Here is a 16,488-nt window from a genome sequence, read left to right as displayed (position 1 = left end):
TGCCCGCCGTGTGCGGCGGGACCCGCCGCGCCGGGCGCCGCCGGCAGCAGGGTGAGCGTCGGGGCCCGGTGCGGGCCGGTGGCGTCCGCCCACCGGACCACAGTGCCATCGGCGTACGTCTGGACGACCTCGAAGGTGAGCCGCTCGGCCTGCGGCATCGGCCCCATGGAGAGCGCCAGCCGAGCCGGCCCGGGGTCACTCGCACCGACTCGGACCCACGTCACCGCGGTCGTGACCGTGCTCACCCCGGAGGAGTGGATGCCGGCCACCGGCTTGTCCAGGGTGCGCGAGTTGATCCGGGGAGCCCAGCCGTTCACCGACATGGGGTACACCTCGGCGATCGGCGCGTCGGCCGGCAACCGGACCTCGATCTGATTGGTCTTCGTGCCGGCACGCTCCTCCGGAACGCTGAACTCCAGCCGTACCGCGTCGCCCTGCCGGGCCTCGGTCGGGGTGGTCGTCACGTCCGCCGCGTACGCCGTGCCAGGCCAGAGCAGCAGCCCAGCGGCGGTCACCGCGGTCGCCGCCACGATCCGCCGCCGACGGCCACCGCCGTACGTGCTCGCCATCTCGTGCCCCCATCCGTGTCGACGCGGCCGGCACCGGTTTCCGGCCACACCTTCTAGTTCGGCTGCGAGGCGCGAAAGGTTCAACGTCGGCGGTAAGGAGGTGCCCTTCCCGGTCGGAGGCGGGGCGACCGATAGCATCGGCAGGAGCCGAGGATCGGCACTGTTTCGTACCACTTGGAGGAGTCACCGTGTCCGCACCCCGTACCCCCGCCGTGGCCGACCCCGTCGTCGTCGCCGCCGGGACCACGGCGGCCGACGCGGTGGCCGCGGCCGGACTGCCCGCGAACGGCCCCAAGGCGATCGTCGTGGTCCGCGACCCGCAGGGCCAGCTGCGCGACCTGGACTGGACGCCGGCCGAGGAGACCGTCGTCGAGCCGGTCAGCCTGGATTCGCCCGACGGGCTCAACGTGCTGCGCCACTCCACCGCGCACGTCCTCGCCCAAGCCGTGCAGGACATCTTCCCCGAGGCCAAGCTGGGCATCGGCCCGCCCATCGAGAACGGCTTCTACTACGACTTCGACGTCGACAAGCCGTTCCAGCCCGATGACCTCAGCAAGCTCGAGAAGCGCATGCAGGAGATCATCAAGTCCGGGCAGCGGTTCCGTCGCCGCCGCTTCGGCAGCCTGGACGAGGCGCGCTCCGAGCTGGCCGACGAGCCGTTCAAGCTGGAGTTGATCGAGGTCAAGGGCGAGGGCCTGGACACCGACGAGGTCATGGAGGTGGGCGGCGGCGAGCTGACCATCTACGACAACCTCGACGCCAAGGAGGACAAGGTCTGCTGGTCGGACCTGTGCCGGGGCCCGCACCTGCCGACCACCCGACTGATCGGCGCGTTCAAGCTCATGCGCTCCGCCGCCGCTTACTGGCGGGGGTCGGAGAAGAACCCCCAACTACAGCGGGTGTACGGCACCGCGTGGCCGACCCGTGACGAGCTCAAGGCGTACCTGAAGCTGTTGGAGGAGGCCGCCCGGCGCGACCACCGCAAGCTCGGCGCGGACCTCGACCTGTTCAGCTTCCCCGACGAGATCGGCTCCGGCCTGGCGGTCTTCCACCCCAAGGGCGGCATCATCCGCCGCGAGATGGAGCACTACTCCCGCCAGCGGCACGAGGCGGCGGGGTACGAGTTCGTCAACACCCCGCACATCACCAAGGCGCAGCTGTTCCAGACCTCCGGTCACCTGCCGTACTACGCGGACACCATGTTCCCGCCCATGCAACTGGAGGGCGCGGACTACTACCTCAAGGCGATGAACTGCCCGATGCACAACCTGATCTTCAGGTCGCGCGGGCGGTCGTACCGGGAGCTGCCGCTGCGAATGTTCGAGTTCGGCACGGTCTACCGGTACGAGAAGTCCGGCGTCGTGCACGGCCTGACCCGGGTCCGCGGCCTGACCCAGGACGACTCGCACATCTACTGCACCCGCGAGCAGATGGCCGGTGAGCTGTCCACGCTGCTCAGCTTCGTGCTCGACCTGCTGCGCGACTACGGCCTGGACGACTTCTACCTGGAGCTGTCGACCCGGGACGACTCGCCCAAGTTCATCGGGGCCGACGAGGACTGGGCCGAGGCCACCGAGGCGCTGCGGACCGCTGCCGAGACCTCCGGCCTGGACCTGGTTCCCGACCCGGGCGGCGCGGCGTTCTACGGGCCGAAGATCTCCGTGCAGGCCCGTGACGCCATCGGCCGGACCTGGCAGATGTCCACCATCCAGGTCGACTTCAACCAGCCGGAGCGGTTCGCGTTGGAATACCAGGCCGCCGACGGTAGCCGGCAGCGGCCCGTGATGATCCACCGTGCGCTGTTCGGGTCGATCGAGCGGTTCTTCGGGGTGCTCACCGAGCACTACGCGGGTGCCTTCCCGGCCTGGCTGGCGCCGGTGCAGGTGGTGGGCATCCCGATCCGCGAGGACCACACCGACTACCTGCACGGCTTCGTCGCGGCGCTGCGCGCCGAGGGCATCCGGGCCCAGGTCGACGCGGGTGACGACCGGATGCAGAAGAAGATCCGGACGGCGCAGCAGCAGAAGATCCCGTTCATGGTGATCGCCGGTGACGACGACGTGGCCGCCGGTACGGTCTCTTTCCGCTACCGCGACGGCTCCCAGCGCAACGGGGTGCCGGTCGCCGAGGCCGTGACCCACGTGCTGGACGTGGTCAGCTCACGGACCAACATCGGCCCGTCCGCCGCGGCGGAGTAGCGGGATCACTGCCTGCCGCGGGCGTACCGCCCCGCAGCCCGCTCGGGCGGCCCGTCGCGGTCCGCGCGCGGGCTGTCACGACCCCGCTCGCGCGGCCCGTCGCGGTCCGTTCGCGGTCTGCCGGGGCTCGCTCGCGGCTCGCGTGGCTCGCTCGCGGCCCGCGTGCCGCATGATCGCGCTCGATCCAGGAAGTAGTGGCCTCCCCGGTGGGGGAGGCCACTACTTCCATGTTCGAGCGCGATCTTCGCCAGGAGGTGGCGCGAGAGCGCGGTGCCCGGAGTGCGGTGCCCGGAGTGCGGTGCCCGGAGCGTGGCGCCGCGAGAGCGTGGCGCCGGGAGGCGGCGCCCGGAGTGCGGCGCCCGGAGGCGGCGCTGGGTGTCAGATGCCGCAGTTGGGCGCTGACCAGCCTCCGACCGCTGCCACGTGGGTGTGGTCGTTGTGGTCGGGGTAGCCGGGGCCGAGGATCTGCCCGAAGCCGTGGTAGCGGGCCTGCTGCGCCAGCCGGCAGAACGACGGGGACCCGACCAGGTCGACCCCATCGCCGTACAGGTGTCGGCTGTTCGACGCTCCGCCGACGGCGCTGTTGCAGGCGTAGCTGCGGAAGCTGCTGCTGATCGCGATGTTCACGTCGCCGAGGGCGTGGCGCATGGCCTGGAGCTTCCACATCGAGACGAGCGCGTTGAACCGCGCGGTGCTCGCCGAGACGGCGCCGCCGGACCAGGTGCTGTTGCAGTTGTTCAACTCGGCGTAGCTGAAGTTGACCGGGGTGCAGTCGTCGTCCTGGAGGGCGTAGAGCCGGTTGAACGTCTGCGGGCCTGCGACGCCGTCCGCCGACAGCCCGTACGCCTGCTGGAAGCGGATCACCGCGGATCGGGTGGCCGGGCCGTACGAGCCGTCGAGGGTGAGCACCGCGCCGTAGCCGGGGTAGCCGGCGACCCGGATCTGGAGTTGCCGGACATCCTCGCCGGACGCCCCCTGGGACAGGGCGCGTCCCCAGGTGTAGCAGCCGTCCGCTTGGGCCGCGCCGGCAGTGAGGGTGACGCCGGCCACTGTGGTGGCGGCGGTCAACGCCAGTGCCGCGAGGAACCTGCCGAGCCGTCGAAACATGTAACCCTCCATCAATGCATGGAAGTGCGTGGATGCACGGAAGTTTCATGCTTCGGCTTTGATCCGTCAAGAACTTGCAGTCCCGGGTTTCCGAAGGCGGGTGTCGCGGCGTGCCCGCGGGGCTCCGTAGGATCGGCTCGTGACAGGGGCGGAACGGCACACGGACAGTGACGGCATGGCGGACGGCCTGGAGCGGCTCTGGACGCCGCACCGGATGACCTACATCTCCGGCGAGGACCGCCCGGCCGAGGGCTACGAGAAGCCCACCGGCTGCCCTTTCTGCCGAGGGCCGCAGCTGCCCCCGGAGGAGAGCCTGGTGGTGGCCCGGGGCGAGCACGTCTTCGTGGTGCTCAACCTCTACCCGTACAACCCGGGGCACCTGCTGGTCTGCCCCTACCGGCACGTCGCCGACTACACCGACCTGGACGTGCCGGAGACTACCGAGCTGGCGTCGTACACCCAGAGCGCCATGCGGGTGATCCGCAAGGTCAGCAACGCCCACGGCTTCAACCTGGGCATGAACCAGGGCGGGGTGGCCGGCGCCGGCATCGCCGCGCACCTGCACCAGCACGTGGTGCCGCGCTGGGGTGGCGACGCGAACTTCATGCCGGTGATCGGCCGCACCAAGGTCCTGCCGCAGCTGCTCGGCGACACCCGCGACCTGCTCGCCCGCGCCTGGCCGTCCTGACCGCCGGCGGCCGCGCCGCGCCGGTCGCGCGGCCTGCGCACCGGTCCGGCTAGTCGGCGCGCAGCAGCGGGGTCAGCTCCGACCAGCTCTCCACCCGGCGTACGCGGGGCAGCAGCGCGGCGTGTGCGGCGACCTCGGCCTTTCGGGGCCGGAACAGGATGCGGTGCGGCACCGAGTCGAGATAGCCGAGCACCTCCAGCTTGTCGTCCACGAAGTGGGTCAGGCCGAGGCGTCTGGCGATCGGCGCCTTGTCCGGTCGGGTGCGGCAGAAGTGCACCCGCTCGACCGGGATGCCGGTGCGGGCCGGAAAGTCGTGGTGGGCCAGCCAGTCCCGGGTACGCCGCTCGGTGGCCTCCCCGCACTTGGACACCAGGTGCACCTCGTCGAACGCCGGGCCGAGCGCCGAGAGCGCGTCGAACGCCCCGACGACGGCCGGCGTACGCAGGTAGTGCGCGCCGAAGAACGACGTGTCCGCGTCGTCGTCGGCCGGCTCGATGATGACTCCGCCGATGTCCACCCCGAGCCGTCGCATGGCATTGATCATGCCGCACCGTGACCGTCTCCATGCGCCCGCGTGTCCGCCCGCGGATCTGCTACGCCACGGCCCGCCGAAGGTGGCACGATCGGCCGATGGCAGTCACGACACGGGTGTTGGGGCGCAGCGGCATCGAGGTCAGCGCCCTCGGCATGGGGTGCTGGGCGATCGGCGGGCCCTGGGCGGAGGGCACCCAGCCACTGGGCTGGGGCGCGGTCGACGACGACGAGTCGGTGCGGGCGGTACGCCGGGCGCTCGACCTCGGCATCACCCTCTTCGACACCGCCGACACGTACGGGGCCGGGCACGGTGAGCGGGTGCTCGGTCGCGCGCTCGCCGGTCGCCGCGACGACGCCGTGATCGCCACCAAGTGGGGTTACACCTTCGACGAGGCCGGCCGGCAGGCCACCGGCGAGGACGCGTCGCCCGGGTACCTGCGCAGTGCCGTGACGGCCTCACTGCGCCGGCTGGACACCGACCGAATCGACCTCTATCAGCTGCACCTGGCCGACCTGTCGGTGCCGAGGGCGCAGGCGCTGATCGGGACCTGTGAGGACCTGGTGGCCGAGGGCCTGATCCGTGCGTACGGGTGGAGCACCGACCGTACCGACCGGGCGATCGCGTTTGGGCAGGCCGCCGCCGGTGCCACCGCCGTGCAGCACGCCCTGTCTGTGCTGCGCGACGCCCCCGAGCTGCTCGCCGTCTGCGAGAAGTACGACCTGGCCAGCGTCAACCGGGGTCCACTCGGGATGGGGCTGCTCACCGGCAAGTACTCGGCCGGGTCGACGCTGCCCCGCGACGACGTACGCGGGCTGGCCCCGGGCTGGTTGGAGTGGTTCCGGGGTGGCCGGCCCGCACCGGAGTGGCTGCGCCGGGTCGGCGCGGTCCGTGCCGCGCTCACCGCCGACGGGCGCACCCTCGCCCAGGGCGCGTTGGGCTGGATCTGGGCGCGCAGCGGGCGCACCATCCCGATCCCGGGCTGCCGTACGGTCGCCCAGGTCGAGGAGAACGCCGCCGCGCTGCACCGGGGCCCGCTGCCGGCGGACCAGTTCGTCGAGGTGGAGCGCAGCTCGACGGCGTACCGAAGCAACTCGGTGGCCGGCACTTCGGCGCGGACGAGGGTGCGGCCCTCGGTGTCCGGGTCCGGTTCGGTGCCGAGCACACGGCCGCGTCGGCCGGACAGGTCGCCCATCACCGTGCCCACCGAGCCGTCCAGAACCCGGATGGTGACCTCGTCGATCGGCTCCAGCAGGGCCGGCTGGCCACGCTCGGCCGCGTCGCGCAGCGCCAGCGCTCCGGCGGTCTGGAAGGCCGCGTCTGAGGAGTCGACGCTGTGCGACTTGCCGTCGACCAGTGTGACGCGCAGGTCCACCACGGGGTGCCCGGCGACCAGCCCGCGTTCCAGTTGGGCGCGGAGGCCCTTCTCCACGGACGGGATGTAGTTGTGCGGCACCGCGCCGCCGACCACCCGGTCGACGAACTCGAAGCCACTGCCGCGGGGCAGCGGCTCGACCTCGATGTCGCAGACCGCGTACTGGCCGTGGCCGCCGGACTGCTTGACGTGGCGACCGTGCCCCTTCGCGGGCACGGTCAGCGTCTCGCGCAGCGACACCTTGACCGGCTCGGTGTCCAGCTCGACACCGCCGGCGCGCAGCCGGTCGAGCACCACGTCGGCGTGTGCCTCGCCCATGCACCAGAGCACCAGTTGGTGGGTCTCCGGGTTGCGCTCCAGCCGCAGCGTGGGGTCGCCCGCGACCAGGCGGGCGAGGTTGCGGGCCAGGGCGTCCTCGTCGGCGCGGCTGCGGGCGGCGATCGCCACCGGCAGTAGCGGCTCCGGCATCTCCCAGGGGGCGATCAGCAGCGGGTCGTCCCTGGTCGAGACGGTGTCGCCGGTCTCGGCGCTGCCCGACTTGGTGATCGCGCAGATGTCACCGGCGACGCAGAGCGACACCTCCCGAAGGGTGGCGCCCAGCGGGGTGTAGATGTGGCCGACCCGCTCGTCGGCGTCGTGGTCGGGGTGCCCGCGTTCGGCCATGCCGTGCCCGGAGACGTGCACGGTCTGGTCGGGGCGCAGCGTGCCGGAGAAGACCCGGACCAGCGAGACCCGACCGACGTGGCGGTCGATGGTGGTCTTGACGACCTCGGCGACCAGCGGCCCGGCCGGGTCGCAGCTCAGTGGCGGACGCGGCGAGCCGTCCACGCCGGTCACCGCCGGCAGCTCGTGCTCCAGCGGCGAGGGGAACGCGGCGGTCAGCACCTCCAGCAGCACGTCCAGCCCGACACCGGTCTGGGCGCAGACCGGCACCACCGGGTAGAAGTGGCCCCGGGCGACGGCCTTCTCCAGGTCGTCGATGAGCACCTCGTCGCTGATCTCCTCGCCGTCGAGGTAGCGGTCCATGAGGGTCTCGTCCTCGCTCTCGGCGATGATCCCCTCGATCAGCTCGTCGCGGGACTCGTCGATGGCCCGCTGGTGCTCCGGGTCCGGGTCGCGGACGTCGGCGGGCAGCCCGGCACTGTAGTCGAAGACCCGACGGGTGATCAGGCCGAGCAGCCCCTCGGTGGAGACCCCGTCGTCGCCGAGCATCGGCAGGTAGAGCGGCATCACGTTGTCGCCGAAGAGGCGCTGGCAGAGCGCCACCGTCTCGTCGACGTCGGCGCGGGGCTGGTCCAGTCGGGCCACCGCGACCGCGCGGGGCATGTCGACGGCGGCGCACTCCTCCCAGAGCGCGACGGTGGCCGCGTCCATGCCGCCCGCGGCGGAGACCACGAAGAGCGCGGCGTCGGCGGCCCGCAGCCCGGCGCGCAGCTCGCCGACGAAGTCGGCGTACCCGGGGGTGTCCAGCAGGTTGACCTTGATGCCGTTGTGCAGCAGCGGCGCGCAGGACAGGCTGACCGAGCGCTGCTGGCGTACGGCGGCGGGGTCGTGGTCGCCGACAGTGGTGCCGTCGACCACGGTGCCGGCGCGGCCGATCGTGCCGGTCGCCGCGAGCAGGGCCTCGACCAGTGTGGTCTTGCCCGCCCCGGAGTGCCCGACGAGCACCACGTTGCGGACCCGCTCGGGCTCGGTCACCACCGGCGTGCCGCCGGTGGAACCCTTCTCGTGACTCTTCTGCGCCATGGGGCGCACCTCCCTCAGCCGGTGGTGGTGGCGACCGCCGCGCGACGGGAAGCGGCCCGGGGCGAGTGCGCGGCGATATCCTCCGGTGGTCTGCTGCACAGCGGGAACGGGACGGGCGGACGGGTGAGCTGGCTCACCTCCCGGCTCGATCTCACACCCGTTGCCGGGTAGGCACAAGCCTCCCCCGGGCGGGTCGGCGGTACCGTCCGTATCGCCGGAGCTGGGCGGACCGTTATCGTGGGGACCGCCATGGCGAAGATCTTCCAAGTGTCGGCCCGCGCGGGGATGACCCGCGTCGTAGAGCCGATTGCCCGCGCCCTGCTGCGCGCGGGCGTCACCCCCAATGCCGTCACCGTCGCGGGCACCGTTGGTGTGCTCGTCGGCGCGCTCGGCTTCGGTGCTCGCGGCCACCTGGTCGCGGGCGCGTTGATCGTCACCCTGTTCGCGCTCACCGACCTGCTCGACGGGACGATGGCCCGGATGAGCGGCGGCTCCACCAAGTTCGGCGCCTTCCTCGACTCAAGCATGGACCGGGTCGCCGACAGCGCCGTCTTCGGCGCTGTCGCGTACTGGTTGGCCACGCAGGGCGACCACTCCGGGGTGGCCGCCGCGTTGGTCTGTCTGGCCGCCGGCAGCCTGGTCTCCTACGTGAAGGCTCGCGCCGAAGGGCTCGGCATGACCTGCAACGTGGGCATCGCCGAGCGCACCGAGCGGCTGCTGATCGTCGGGGTCGGCGGGATCCTCACCGGCGTCGGTGTCGATCCGGCCCTGGAGATCGCGCTCTGGCTGCTCGCCGCCGTGTCGATCTTCACTGTGGGCCAGCGGATGACGCACGTCTACCGCCAGGCCCAGCAGCTCCAGCCGGACGGCCAGGCGTGAGTGGCGTGCCGGAGACCCGGCGTCGGACGACCGGCGGCCGAGCCGCGTGAACCTCACCGAGCTGGGCTACATCGCCGGGTGGCGGGTGGTCCGCGCGCTACCCCGGCCGTTGGTGGCGGCGGCGTTCCAGGCGGGCGCGGACCGCGCCCACCGCACCGGCGGCGGGGGTACGGCCCGACTGCGCGCGAACCTGCGCCGTGTGGTCGGCCCGGAGCTGCCCGACGCCGAGTTGGACGATCTCGTCAAGCGCGGGTTGCGCTCGTACGCCCGGTACTGGATGGAGGCGTTCCGGCTGCCCGCCCTGAGCCGGTCGCAGATCCTGTCCGGTTTCCGGCTCGACGGCGCCGAGATGCTCGCCGCCGACGTGGCCGCCGGTCGGGGCGCGGTGGTGGCCCTGCCGCACGCCGGTAACTGGGATGCCGCGGGAGCCTGGGTGGCGGCCACCGGTTGGCCGATCACCACTGTCATGGAGCGGCTCAAGCCGGAGGGCGTGTACAAGCGTTTCCTGGCCTTCCGAGAGGTCCTCGGGATGGAGATCCTGCCGACCCACGGGGGGCCGCGCCCGGCGTTCGACGTGTTGCTGGACCGGCTGCGGGCCGGTGCGGTGGTGCCGTTGCTGGCCGACCGGGACCTCTCCGCCCGGGGGGTGGAGGTGGACTTCTTCGGTGGGAAGACCCGGATGCCCGCCGGGCCGGCGCTGCTCGCGCTGCACACCGGCGCACCGCTCTACGTGGCCTCACTGTGGTACGAACCGGATGCCGCCTGTGCGTCGCTGGCTGGTCCGTTGCCGGTGCCGGGGCCCGAGGTGGGGCCGCTGGACCAGCGGGTTCGGTCGCTGACCCAGCTGATCGCCGACCGTCTGGCGGCGGGTATCGCCCGGCATCCGGAAGACTGGCACATGTTGCAGCGGATGTGGCTGGACCAGGCGAGGTCGGGGGAGGGCGCGGCGCTGCCCTCGTCGGCCTCCGGCCCGGCCTGAGGAGGTGGGCTGACGGATGCGGATCGGCATCGTGTGCCCGTACTCCTTCGACGTGCCCGGTGGGGTGCAGAACCACGTCATGGACCTCGCCGAGGCGCTGATCGCGCTGGGTCACGAGGTCAGCGTGCTCGCGCCGGCCGACGAGGATTCGCCGCTGCCGGAGTACGTGGTGTCCGCCGGCCGGGCCGTTCCGCTGCCGTACAACGGGTCGGTGGCCCGGATCGCGTTCGGCCCGGTGTCGACCGCCCGGGTGCGGCGGTGGATCACCAACGGCGACTTCGATGTGCTGCACGTGCACGAGCCGCTCACGCTGAGTCTGTCGCTGCTGGCCGTGCTCTCCGCCCGCGGCCCGGTGGTGGCCACGTTCCACACCGCGATGACCCGTTCGCGGGTCCTCGCCGCCGCGCAGGGTGTGCTCCAGATCGTGTTGGAGCGGATCACGGCCCGGATCGCGGTGAGCGCGCTGGCCCGCAAGGTGCAGGTCGAGCACATGGACGGCGGTGCGGTGGAGATCCCCAACGGGGTGGCGGTGGCCAAGTTCGCCGACGCCGAGCCGTTGCCGGGTTGGCCGGGGGAGTGCGCGGCCGGCACCGGTGGCACCCTCGGGTTCCTGGGCCGGTTCACCGAGGCACGCAAGGGCTTCCCGGTGCTGCGCGACGCGTTCGTGGCGCTGGCCGCCAACCGGCCCGGTCTGCGGCTGCTCGTCGCCGGCCCGGGTGACCCCGACGACCTGTACGACCAGTTCCCGGCCGAACTGCACGAGCAGATCACGTTCCTCGGCCTGGTCAGCGAAGCGGACAAGGCACGCATGCTGCGCAGTGTGCACCTCTATGTCGCACCGAACACCGGCGGTGAGTCGTTCGGCATGATCCTCACCGAGGCGCTGGCGGCTGGTACGACGGTCGTCGCCAGTGACCTGGACGCGTTCCGGCGGGTGCTCGACGGTGGGCGCGCCGGTCGGCTCTTCCCCACCGGCGACCCGGTGGGGCTGCGTGACGTGCTGGTCGAGCTGCTGGACGACCCGGCCGCGCGGGCCACGCTGAGTGCCTGCGGCGATCAGGTGGTCGCGAATTTCGACTGGCCGGTGGTTGCTCGCCGCGTTCTGGAGGTATACGCAGCGGCGATCGAGGCAACCGACGGGCGGGTCATCGACCATGAGTGGGTGGGGCTGAGCTGAGCCGGTGTGACGGATGGTGCGGAGGTGACCGGTGGGACCGGTCCGGCCGCGCCCAATCGGACGAAACGGAGCAGCACTACGATGCCGCACATGTGGTGGGTGGTGGCCGCGAGCGTGGTCGTGGGGCTGGTCGCGGCGTACCTCATCTGGACCGCCGGCCGGGTGGAGCGGCTACAGGGCCGCGCGGAGCTGGCGGCCCGGGCCCTCGACGCCCACCTGCTGCGCCGCGCGGCGGCAGCCGCGGTCCTGGCTGAGCGGCGTTTCGGCGTCGAGCTGTACGCGGCGGCCCGGATCGCCCTGGACGCCAGCCCGGACGAGCGGGAGGCGGCGGAGAACGACCTGACCCGGCAGTTGCGCGGCGTCCAGTTGGACCCGGGCGACCCGGACTGCGCGGCGGTCATCGCCGCGAGTCGTCGCCTCGCGTTGTCCCGGCAGGTGCACACCGACCTGGTCCGGGACGCCCGCTCGGCGCGCAGCCGGCCGCTGGTGCGTCTGATGCGGATGGGGCGGGGCCGGGAGTGGCCGCGCTACTTCGACATCGACGACCCGACCCTCGTCGTGCCGGCGGACGTCCCCGCCGCCTGACCTCCGACGGTCGCCGCCTGCTTCCCGACTGGTACGGGCGGGCCGGTGACCACTGCCACAGTGCAGGCCACCGGGGGTCTGATTGGCTGTCGGTGCGGCGTTGAACCGCGCGTAGCATTTTCGCTGCCACCCCCAGAGCATGTCCAAGGAGCGATGACCCGTGCCCGAAAACACCGCCTCGAACACCGGTACCGCCCCCGTCGTCGGCACGGCCCGCGTGAAGCGTGGCATGGCCGAGATGCTCAAGGGCGGCGTGATCATGGATGTCGTCAACGCCGAGCAGGCCAAGATCGCCGAGGACGCCGGCGCCGTCGCCGTGATGGCCCTGGAGCGGGTGCCCGCCGACATCCGCGCGCAGGGTGGGGTGTCCCGGATGAGCGACCCCGACATGATCGACGGGATCATCGAGGCGGTCTCCATCCCGGTGATGGCCAAGGCCCGCATCGGCCACTTCGTGGAGGCGCAGATCCTCCAGTCGCTCGGCGTGGACTACGTCGACGAGTCCGAGGTGCTGACCCCGGCCGACTACGCGAACCACATCGACAAGTGGGCGTTCACAGTGCCCTTCGTCTGTGGCGCGACCAACCTGGGCGAGGCGCTGCGCCGGATCACCGAGGGCGCGGCGATGATCCGCTCCAAGGGCGAGGCGGGCACCGGTGACGTCTCCAACGCCACCACCCACATGCGGAAGATCCGCCAGGAGATCCGCCGGCTGGCCTCGCTGCCGACCGACGAGCTGTACGTCGCGGCCAAGGACTTGCAGGCCCCGTACGAGCTGGTCAAGGAGGTCGCCGAGAGCGGCAAGCTGCCAGTGGTGCTGTTCACCGCGGGTGGCATCGCCACGCCGGCCGACGCGGCGATGATGATGCAGCTCGGCGCGGAGGGCGTCTTCGTCGGTTCCGGCATCTTCAAGGCGGGCAACCCGGCTCAGCGGGCCGCCGCGATCGTCAAGGCGACCACCTTCCACGACGACCCGGACGTGCTGGCCAAGGTGTCCCGGGGTCTCGGCGAGGCGATGGTCGGCATCAACGTCGACGAGATCCCGCAGCCGCACCGCCTGGCCGAGCGCGGTTGGTGAGCGCTCTTTTCGAACGGCGGACGCGGAGAGGAACGGTGCGACGATGACGGCACCCGTGATCGGTGTGCTCGCGCTCCAGGGCGACGTCCGCGAGCACGTGGCGGCGCTGGCCGCGGCGGGCGCGGACGCCCGCCCGGTCCGCCGTCCGGCGGAACTGGACGCGGTCGACGGCCTGGTCGTCCCCGGCGGCGAGTCCACCACCATGAGCAAGCTCGCCGACATCTTCGAGATGCGTGAGCCGATCGACAAGCGGATCGCCGACGGCATGCCGGTCTACGGCTCCTGCGCCGGGATGATCATGTTGGCGACCGAGGTGCTCGACGGTCGACCCGATCAGCGGGGTTTCGCCGGCATCGACATGACCGTCCGGCGCAACGCGTTCGGCCGGCAGGTCGACTCGTTCGAGGCGCCGGTGACCGTCGTCGGGGTGCCGGGCGATCCGTTCCACGCGGTGTTCATCCGCGCGCCGTGGGTCGAGCGGGTCGGTGCCGGCGTCGAGGTCATCGGGGTGGTGTCCGACGGCCCGGCCGCCGACCGGATCGTGGCGGTCCGACAGGGCAACCTGGTGGCCACCTCGTTCCACCCGGAGCTCACCGGTGACCTGCGGGTGCACGCGTACTTCGTGGACCTGGTCCGCGCCGCCTCCTGACGGGGGTGACCCGTCGCTCAGCCGGCGACCGCGCGCAGTCGCCCCGGGCGGCGGCCCGCCAGCTCGTCGAGCGCGTTCGCCGTGGCGGCGTCGGCGGGCAACTGCACCACCAGGCGCTGCGGGTCGGCCTCGGCCAGTTCCAGCGCTTCGACGTTGAGGCGCAACAACCCCGCGGCCGGATGGCGCACCGTCAGCAGGCCGGTACGCGCGGCGGTAATCGGTCGCCGCTGCCAACGGTCGACGAACGGCGCGCCCGCCGTACGGGCCAGCCGTTCGGCGAAGGCGTCGCTGGCCGGGTCACCCCGGCGCAGCAGGTGCAGCTCCGCGACCTGCTGGTCGGCCAGCGCCGACCACTGCGGGTAGTGCTCACGAGCCCGCTCGTCGGTCAGCACGAACCAGACCAGATTCGGGCGCGACCCGTCCAGCAGGCCGAGTGGACGCGCCAGCAGGTCGAACGGCTCGTTCCAGGCCAGCACGTCGCCGAGCCGGTTGAGCACGTACGCCGGGGTGTCGCGCAGCGCGTCGAGCATGGCGCGGACCGTTGGCCGAACGGTGCGGGAGACTGTCGGCCGGTCGCCCGAGCAGAGCTGTCGGGCGTGCTGGGCCGAGGCGAGCTGTCGCAGGTGTTCCCGGTCGGCGCTGTCCAGGCGGAGGGCGTCGGCGAGCGCGGCGAGGATCTCCGGCGACGGCCGGGTGTCGCGGCCCTGTTCCAGCCGGGTCAGGTACTCCACGCTGACCTGAGCCAGCGTCGCCAGCTCGGCCCGGCGCAGCCCGGGTGTACGTCGGCGGGGCCCCTCGGCGAGACCGACCTCGGCCGGCCGCCGCGCCTCGCGGCGACTGCGCAGGAAGGCGCCCAGCTCTCCGTCCATCATTGGACCAGTCTTGCAGCCGGCGCCCTCCGGTGGGTGGCCCTGGCAGGGCCATCCTCGCGGCGGTCTCCCCGCCTCGTCCTGCGGCCAACAGGATCGTGGTCATGAGAAACGCACAGAGCACAGGACCGCTGCGGATCGGTGTGATCGTGGGCAGCACCCGCCCGGGCCGGCGCGGCGCGGCGGTCGCCCGTTGGGTCATGGAAGCGGCCGAGGGGCACGAGGCGGTACGCGCCGGGGACGCCGTCTTCACACTGGTGGACCTCGCCGAGCAGGCGTTGCCACTGCTCGACGAGCCGGTGCCGGCGCTGTTCGGCGACTACCGGCGCCCGCACACCCGGCGCTGGGCGGAGGTGGTGGACGGCTGCGACGCCTTCGTCTTCGTCACCCCGGACTACAACCGATCGATACCGGCCGCGCTCAAGAACGGCATCGACTACCTGTACGCGGAGTGGACCGACAAGGTGGCCGGGGTGCTGAGCTACGGCGTGCAGGGCGGCAACCGCGCGGCCGATCACCTGCGCTCGATCCTCACCGAGGTGCGGACCGTGGTGGTGCCGACCGGAGTGGCATTGTCGATCTTCACCGATTTCGACTTCACCGGCGCCGACCCTGGTGACCGGACCGCCGGCCGCTTCGCACCGGGCGACGGTCGGGAGGCGGAACTGTCGACGATGATCGCCGAGGTCGTGACCTGGTCCCGAGCGCTGCACCCGGTCGACCCGGCCGGGGTGGCGGCGGGCAGCCCGGAGCTGGTGGGCTGAGATGGAGACCATCCTGATCCGGTACCGGGTGCGTCCTGAAGACCTTGCCGAGCACATGGTGCTGCTCCGGGCCGTCCACGAGGAACTGGCCCGGACCCGTCCCGCCGGACTACGGTACGTGACGCTGAGGCTGGACGACGGTCGAAGTTTCGTCGACATCGCGGTGGGACCGGAGCTGCCTGGTCCGCTGCCCGGGATGGAGTCGTTCCGGCGCTTCCGGGTCGGGCTGGAGGGTCGGTGCGAGGAACGGTCCTCGGCCGGCTTTACGGTGGCGGGGTCGTACGGCTTCGAGGTCTGACTCTGCTTTCACCCCATCTGCCCGGTCCGGGCGGGTGGGGCGGAGCCGCCGCGCGCGGTGGATGACAGCGACCGGGGGGACGTCGGTAGGATTGCGGAGATTCGGCAGGGCCATCTGCCCGCCACGGCTTCCACCAGAGCTGACCGGCACCTCCGCGTGCGCCGGCGGGAGCGGGGCGTGAGCGGTGCGGTCGATGCAGACGGCGGGTAGCAACGGAGGTAGAAGATGTCCGGCCACTCAAAGTGGGCGACGACCAAGCACAAGAAGGCCGTCATCGACGCCAAGCGCGGCAAGATGTTCGCCAAGCTGATCAAGAACGTCGAGGTGGCCGCGCGGACCGGCGGCGGTGACCCCTCCGGTAACCCGACGCTCTTCGACGCCATCCAGAAGGCGAAGAAGAGCTCGGTACCGAACGACAACATCGATCGCGCCGTCAAGCGTGGCTCCGGCCTGGAGGCCGGCGGCGCCGACTGGCAGACGATCATGTATGAGGGGTACGGCCCGAGCGGCGTGGCCATGCTCATCGAGTGCCTCACCGACAACCGCAACCGCGCGGCGACCGAGGTACGGACCGCGCTGACCCGCAACGGCGGCTCGCTCGCCGACGCCGGCTCGGTGTCGTACATGTTCTCCCGCAAGGGCGTGGTGATCGTCCCCAAGGAGGGCACCAGCGAGGACGACGTGATGCTTGCCGTCCTGGACGCCGGCGCCGAAGAGGTCAACGACATCGGCGAGGCGTACGAGGTGGTCTCCGAGCCGACCGACCTGATCCCGGTGCGCACGGCGTTGCAGGACGCAGGCATCGAGTACGAGTCGGCCGAGTCCTCCCTGATCCCCAGCGTCAACGTGCCGCTGGACGAAGAGGGCGCGCGCAAGATCTTCAAGCTGATCGACGTCCTGGAGGACTGCGACGACGTCCAGAACGTCTACGCCAACTTCGACGTCAGCGACGACGTGATGGCGGCCGTCTACGCCTGAGGTCCGGGTCGTCCGGC

General features: G+C 71.8%; 15 protein-coding genes and 2 pseudogenes. 12 read left to right on the top strand and 5 right to left on the bottom strand.

Annotation, left to right across the window (positions count from 1 at the left end):
* A partial coding sequence (locus tag DLJ58_RS22775; protein ID WP_158629620.1) for a DUF1775 domain-containing protein occupies positions 1–569 on the bottom strand: 569 nt, incomplete at its 3' end.
* Between the two features lie 188 nt (positions 570–757).
* On the opposite strand from DLJ58_RS22775, the gene thrS reads away from it, so the two are divergent.
* A complete protein-coding gene (gene thrS, locus DLJ58_RS22770; protein WP_124859091.1) occupies positions 758–2,767 on the top strand; it encodes a threonine--tRNA ligase in 2,010 nt (669 codons plus the stop codon).
* A gap of 378 nt (positions 2,768–3,145) precedes the next feature.
* Here the strand turns inward: thrS and DLJ58_RS22765 are convergent, their stop codons facing one another.
* Complete coding sequence (locus DLJ58_RS22765; RefSeq protein ID WP_124859089.1) at positions 3,146–3,874, bottom strand: D-Ala-D-Ala carboxypeptidase family metallohydrolase; 729 nt, start codon at positions 3,872–3,874, stop codon at positions 3,146–3,148.
* Between the two features lie 175 nt (positions 3,875–4,049).
* On the opposite strand from DLJ58_RS22765, the gene DLJ58_RS22760 reads away from it, so the two are divergent.
* Positions 4,050–4,562, top strand: a complete 513-nt coding sequence (locus DLJ58_RS22760; protein WP_208741278.1) for an HIT family protein — start codon at positions 4,050–4,052, stop codon at positions 4,560–4,562.
* Positions 4,563–4,611: 49 nt separating this feature from the next.
* Here DLJ58_RS22760 and DLJ58_RS22755 read toward each other — a convergent pair whose 3' ends face one another.
* Positions 4,612–5,106, bottom strand: a complete 495-nt coding sequence (locus DLJ58_RS22755; RefSeq protein ID WP_124859085.1) for a hypothetical protein — start codon at positions 5,104–5,106, stop codon at positions 4,612–4,614.
* 86 nt (positions 5,107–5,192) lie between these two features.
* On the opposite strand from DLJ58_RS22755, the pseudogene DLJ58_RS22750 reads away from it, so the two are divergent.
* Positions 5,193–6,177 (top strand): annotated as a pseudogene (locus DLJ58_RS22750) (aldo/keto reductase); the annotation flags it as partial.
* Here DLJ58_RS22750 and DLJ58_RS22745 read toward each other — a convergent pair.
* Positions 6,128–8,215 (bottom strand): annotated as a pseudogene (locus DLJ58_RS22745) (elongation factor G-like protein EF-G2); the annotation flags it as partial. The pseudogenes DLJ58_RS22750 and DLJ58_RS22745 sit on opposite strands and share 50 nt — an antisense overlap.
* A 249-nt stretch (positions 8,216–8,464) precedes the next feature.
* Between DLJ58_RS22745 and pgsA the strand changes: the two are divergent.
* From pgsA to pdxT, 6 genes are all read left to right on the top strand, one after another.
* A complete protein-coding gene (pgsA, locus tag DLJ58_RS22740; protein WP_112602096.1) occupies positions 8,465–9,094 on the top strand; it encodes a phosphatidylinositol phosphate synthase in 630 nt (209 codons plus the stop codon).
* Positions 9,095–9,140: 46 nt separating this feature from the next.
* A complete protein-coding gene (locus DLJ58_RS22735; protein WP_124859083.1) occupies positions 9,141–10,073 on the top strand; it encodes a phosphatidylinositol mannoside acyltransferase in 933 nt (310 codons plus the stop codon).
* 16 nt (positions 10,074–10,089) lie between these two features.
* Positions 10,090–11,250, top strand: a complete 1,161-nt coding sequence (locus DLJ58_RS22730; RefSeq protein WP_124859081.1) for a glycosyltransferase family 4 protein — start codon at positions 10,090–10,092, stop codon at positions 11,248–11,250.
* 81 nt (positions 11,251–11,331) lie between these two features.
* Entirely contained in the window at positions 11,332–11,835 is a 504-nt protein-coding gene (locus DLJ58_RS22725) for a hypothetical protein (protein ID WP_124859079.1), read from the top strand.
* 160 nt (positions 11,836–11,995) lie between these two features.
* Complete coding sequence (pdxS, locus tag DLJ58_RS22720) at positions 11,996–12,913, top strand: pyridoxal 5'-phosphate synthase lyase subunit PdxS (RefSeq protein ID WP_124859077.1); 918 nt, start codon at positions 11,996–11,998, stop codon at positions 12,911–12,913.
* Between the two features lie 43 nt (positions 12,914–12,956).
* A complete protein-coding gene (gene pdxT, locus DLJ58_RS22715) occupies positions 12,957–13,562 on the top strand; it encodes a pyridoxal 5'-phosphate synthase glutaminase subunit PdxT (RefSeq protein WP_124859075.1) in 606 nt (201 codons plus the stop codon).
* Positions 13,563–13,579: 17 nt separating this feature from the next.
* On the opposite strand, the gene DLJ58_RS22710 is transcribed toward pdxT, so the two are convergent.
* Entirely contained in the window at positions 13,580–14,434 is an 855-nt protein-coding gene (locus tag DLJ58_RS22710) for a helix-turn-helix transcriptional regulator (protein ID WP_124859073.1), read from the bottom strand.
* Positions 14,435–14,535: 101 nt separating this feature from the next.
* On the opposite strand from DLJ58_RS22710, the gene DLJ58_RS22705 reads away from it, so the two are divergent.
* The 3 genes from DLJ58_RS22705 (at position 14,536) to DLJ58_RS22695 (ending at position 16,471) form a co-directional block, all read left to right on the top strand.
* Positions 14,536–15,195: an NADPH-dependent FMN reductase gene (locus DLJ58_RS22705; protein WP_124859071.1), complete on the top strand. Its 660-nt coding sequence runs from the start codon at positions 14,536–14,538 to the stop codon at positions 15,193–15,195.
* A gap of 1 nt (position 15,196) precedes the next feature.
* A complete protein-coding gene (locus DLJ58_RS22700; RefSeq protein WP_124859069.1) occupies positions 15,197–15,493 on the top strand; it encodes a hypothetical protein in 297 nt (98 codons plus the stop codon).
* A 225-nt stretch (positions 15,494–15,718) separates the two neighbouring features.
* A complete protein-coding gene (locus DLJ58_RS22695; protein ID WP_124859067.1) occupies positions 15,719–16,471 on the top strand; it encodes a YebC/PmpR family DNA-binding transcriptional regulator in 753 nt (250 codons plus the stop codon).
* The last annotated feature ends 17 nt before the right edge of the window (positions 16,472–16,488 follow it).

It is taken from the genome of Micromonospora arida (genome assembly GCF_003857035.1).
Taxonomy (GTDB): domain Bacteria; phylum Actinomycetota; class Actinomycetes; order Mycobacteriales; family Micromonosporaceae; genus Micromonospora; species Micromonospora arida.
Note: the sequence above shows the minus strand (reverse complement) of the source record. Positions and strands in the feature narration are given on the sequence as shown.

Bases quoted from the DNA above. Each gene is read 5' to 3' on its own strand.
- pgsA (WP_112602096.1), top strand. From the start codon at position 8,465: ATGGCGAAGATCTTCCAAGTGTCGGCCCGCGCGGGGATGACCCGCGTC.
- DLJ58_RS22700 (WP_124859069.1), top strand. From the start codon at position 15,197: ATGGAGACCATCCTGATCCGGTACCGGGTGCGTCCTGAAGACCTTGCC.
- pdxT (WP_124859075.1), top strand. From the start codon at position 12,957: ATGACGGCACCCGTGATCGGTGTGCTCGCGCTCCAGGGCGACGTCCGC.
- DLJ58_RS22710 (WP_124859073.1), bottom strand. From the start codon at position 14,434: ATGATGGACGGAGAGCTGGGCGCCTTCCTGCGCAGTCGCCGCGAGGCG.
- DLJ58_RS22725 (WP_124859079.1), top strand. From the start codon at position 11,332: ATGCCGCACATGTGGTGGGTGGTGGCCGCGAGCGTGGTCGTGGGGCTG.
- DLJ58_RS22765 (WP_124859089.1), bottom strand. From the start codon at position 3,874: ATGTTTCGACGGCTCGGCAGGTTCCTCGCGGCACTGGCGTTGACCGCC.
- DLJ58_RS22695 (WP_124859067.1), top strand. From the start codon at position 15,719: ATGTCCGGCCACTCAAAGTGGGCGACGACCAAGCACAAGAAGGCCGTC.
- DLJ58_RS22760 (WP_208741278.1), top strand. From the start codon at position 4,050: ATGGCGGACGGCCTGGAGCGGCTCTGGACGCCGCACCGGATGACCTAC.
- DLJ58_RS22755 (WP_124859085.1), bottom strand. From the start codon at position 5,106: ATGATCAATGCCATGCGACGGCTCGGGGTGGACATCGGCGGAGTCATC.
- DLJ58_RS22705 (WP_124859071.1), top strand. From the start codon at position 14,536: ATGAGAAACGCACAGAGCACAGGACCGCTGCGGATCGGTGTGATCGTG.
- DLJ58_RS22730 (WP_124859081.1), top strand. From the start codon at position 10,090: ATGCGGATCGGCATCGTGTGCCCGTACTCCTTCGACGTGCCCGGTGGG.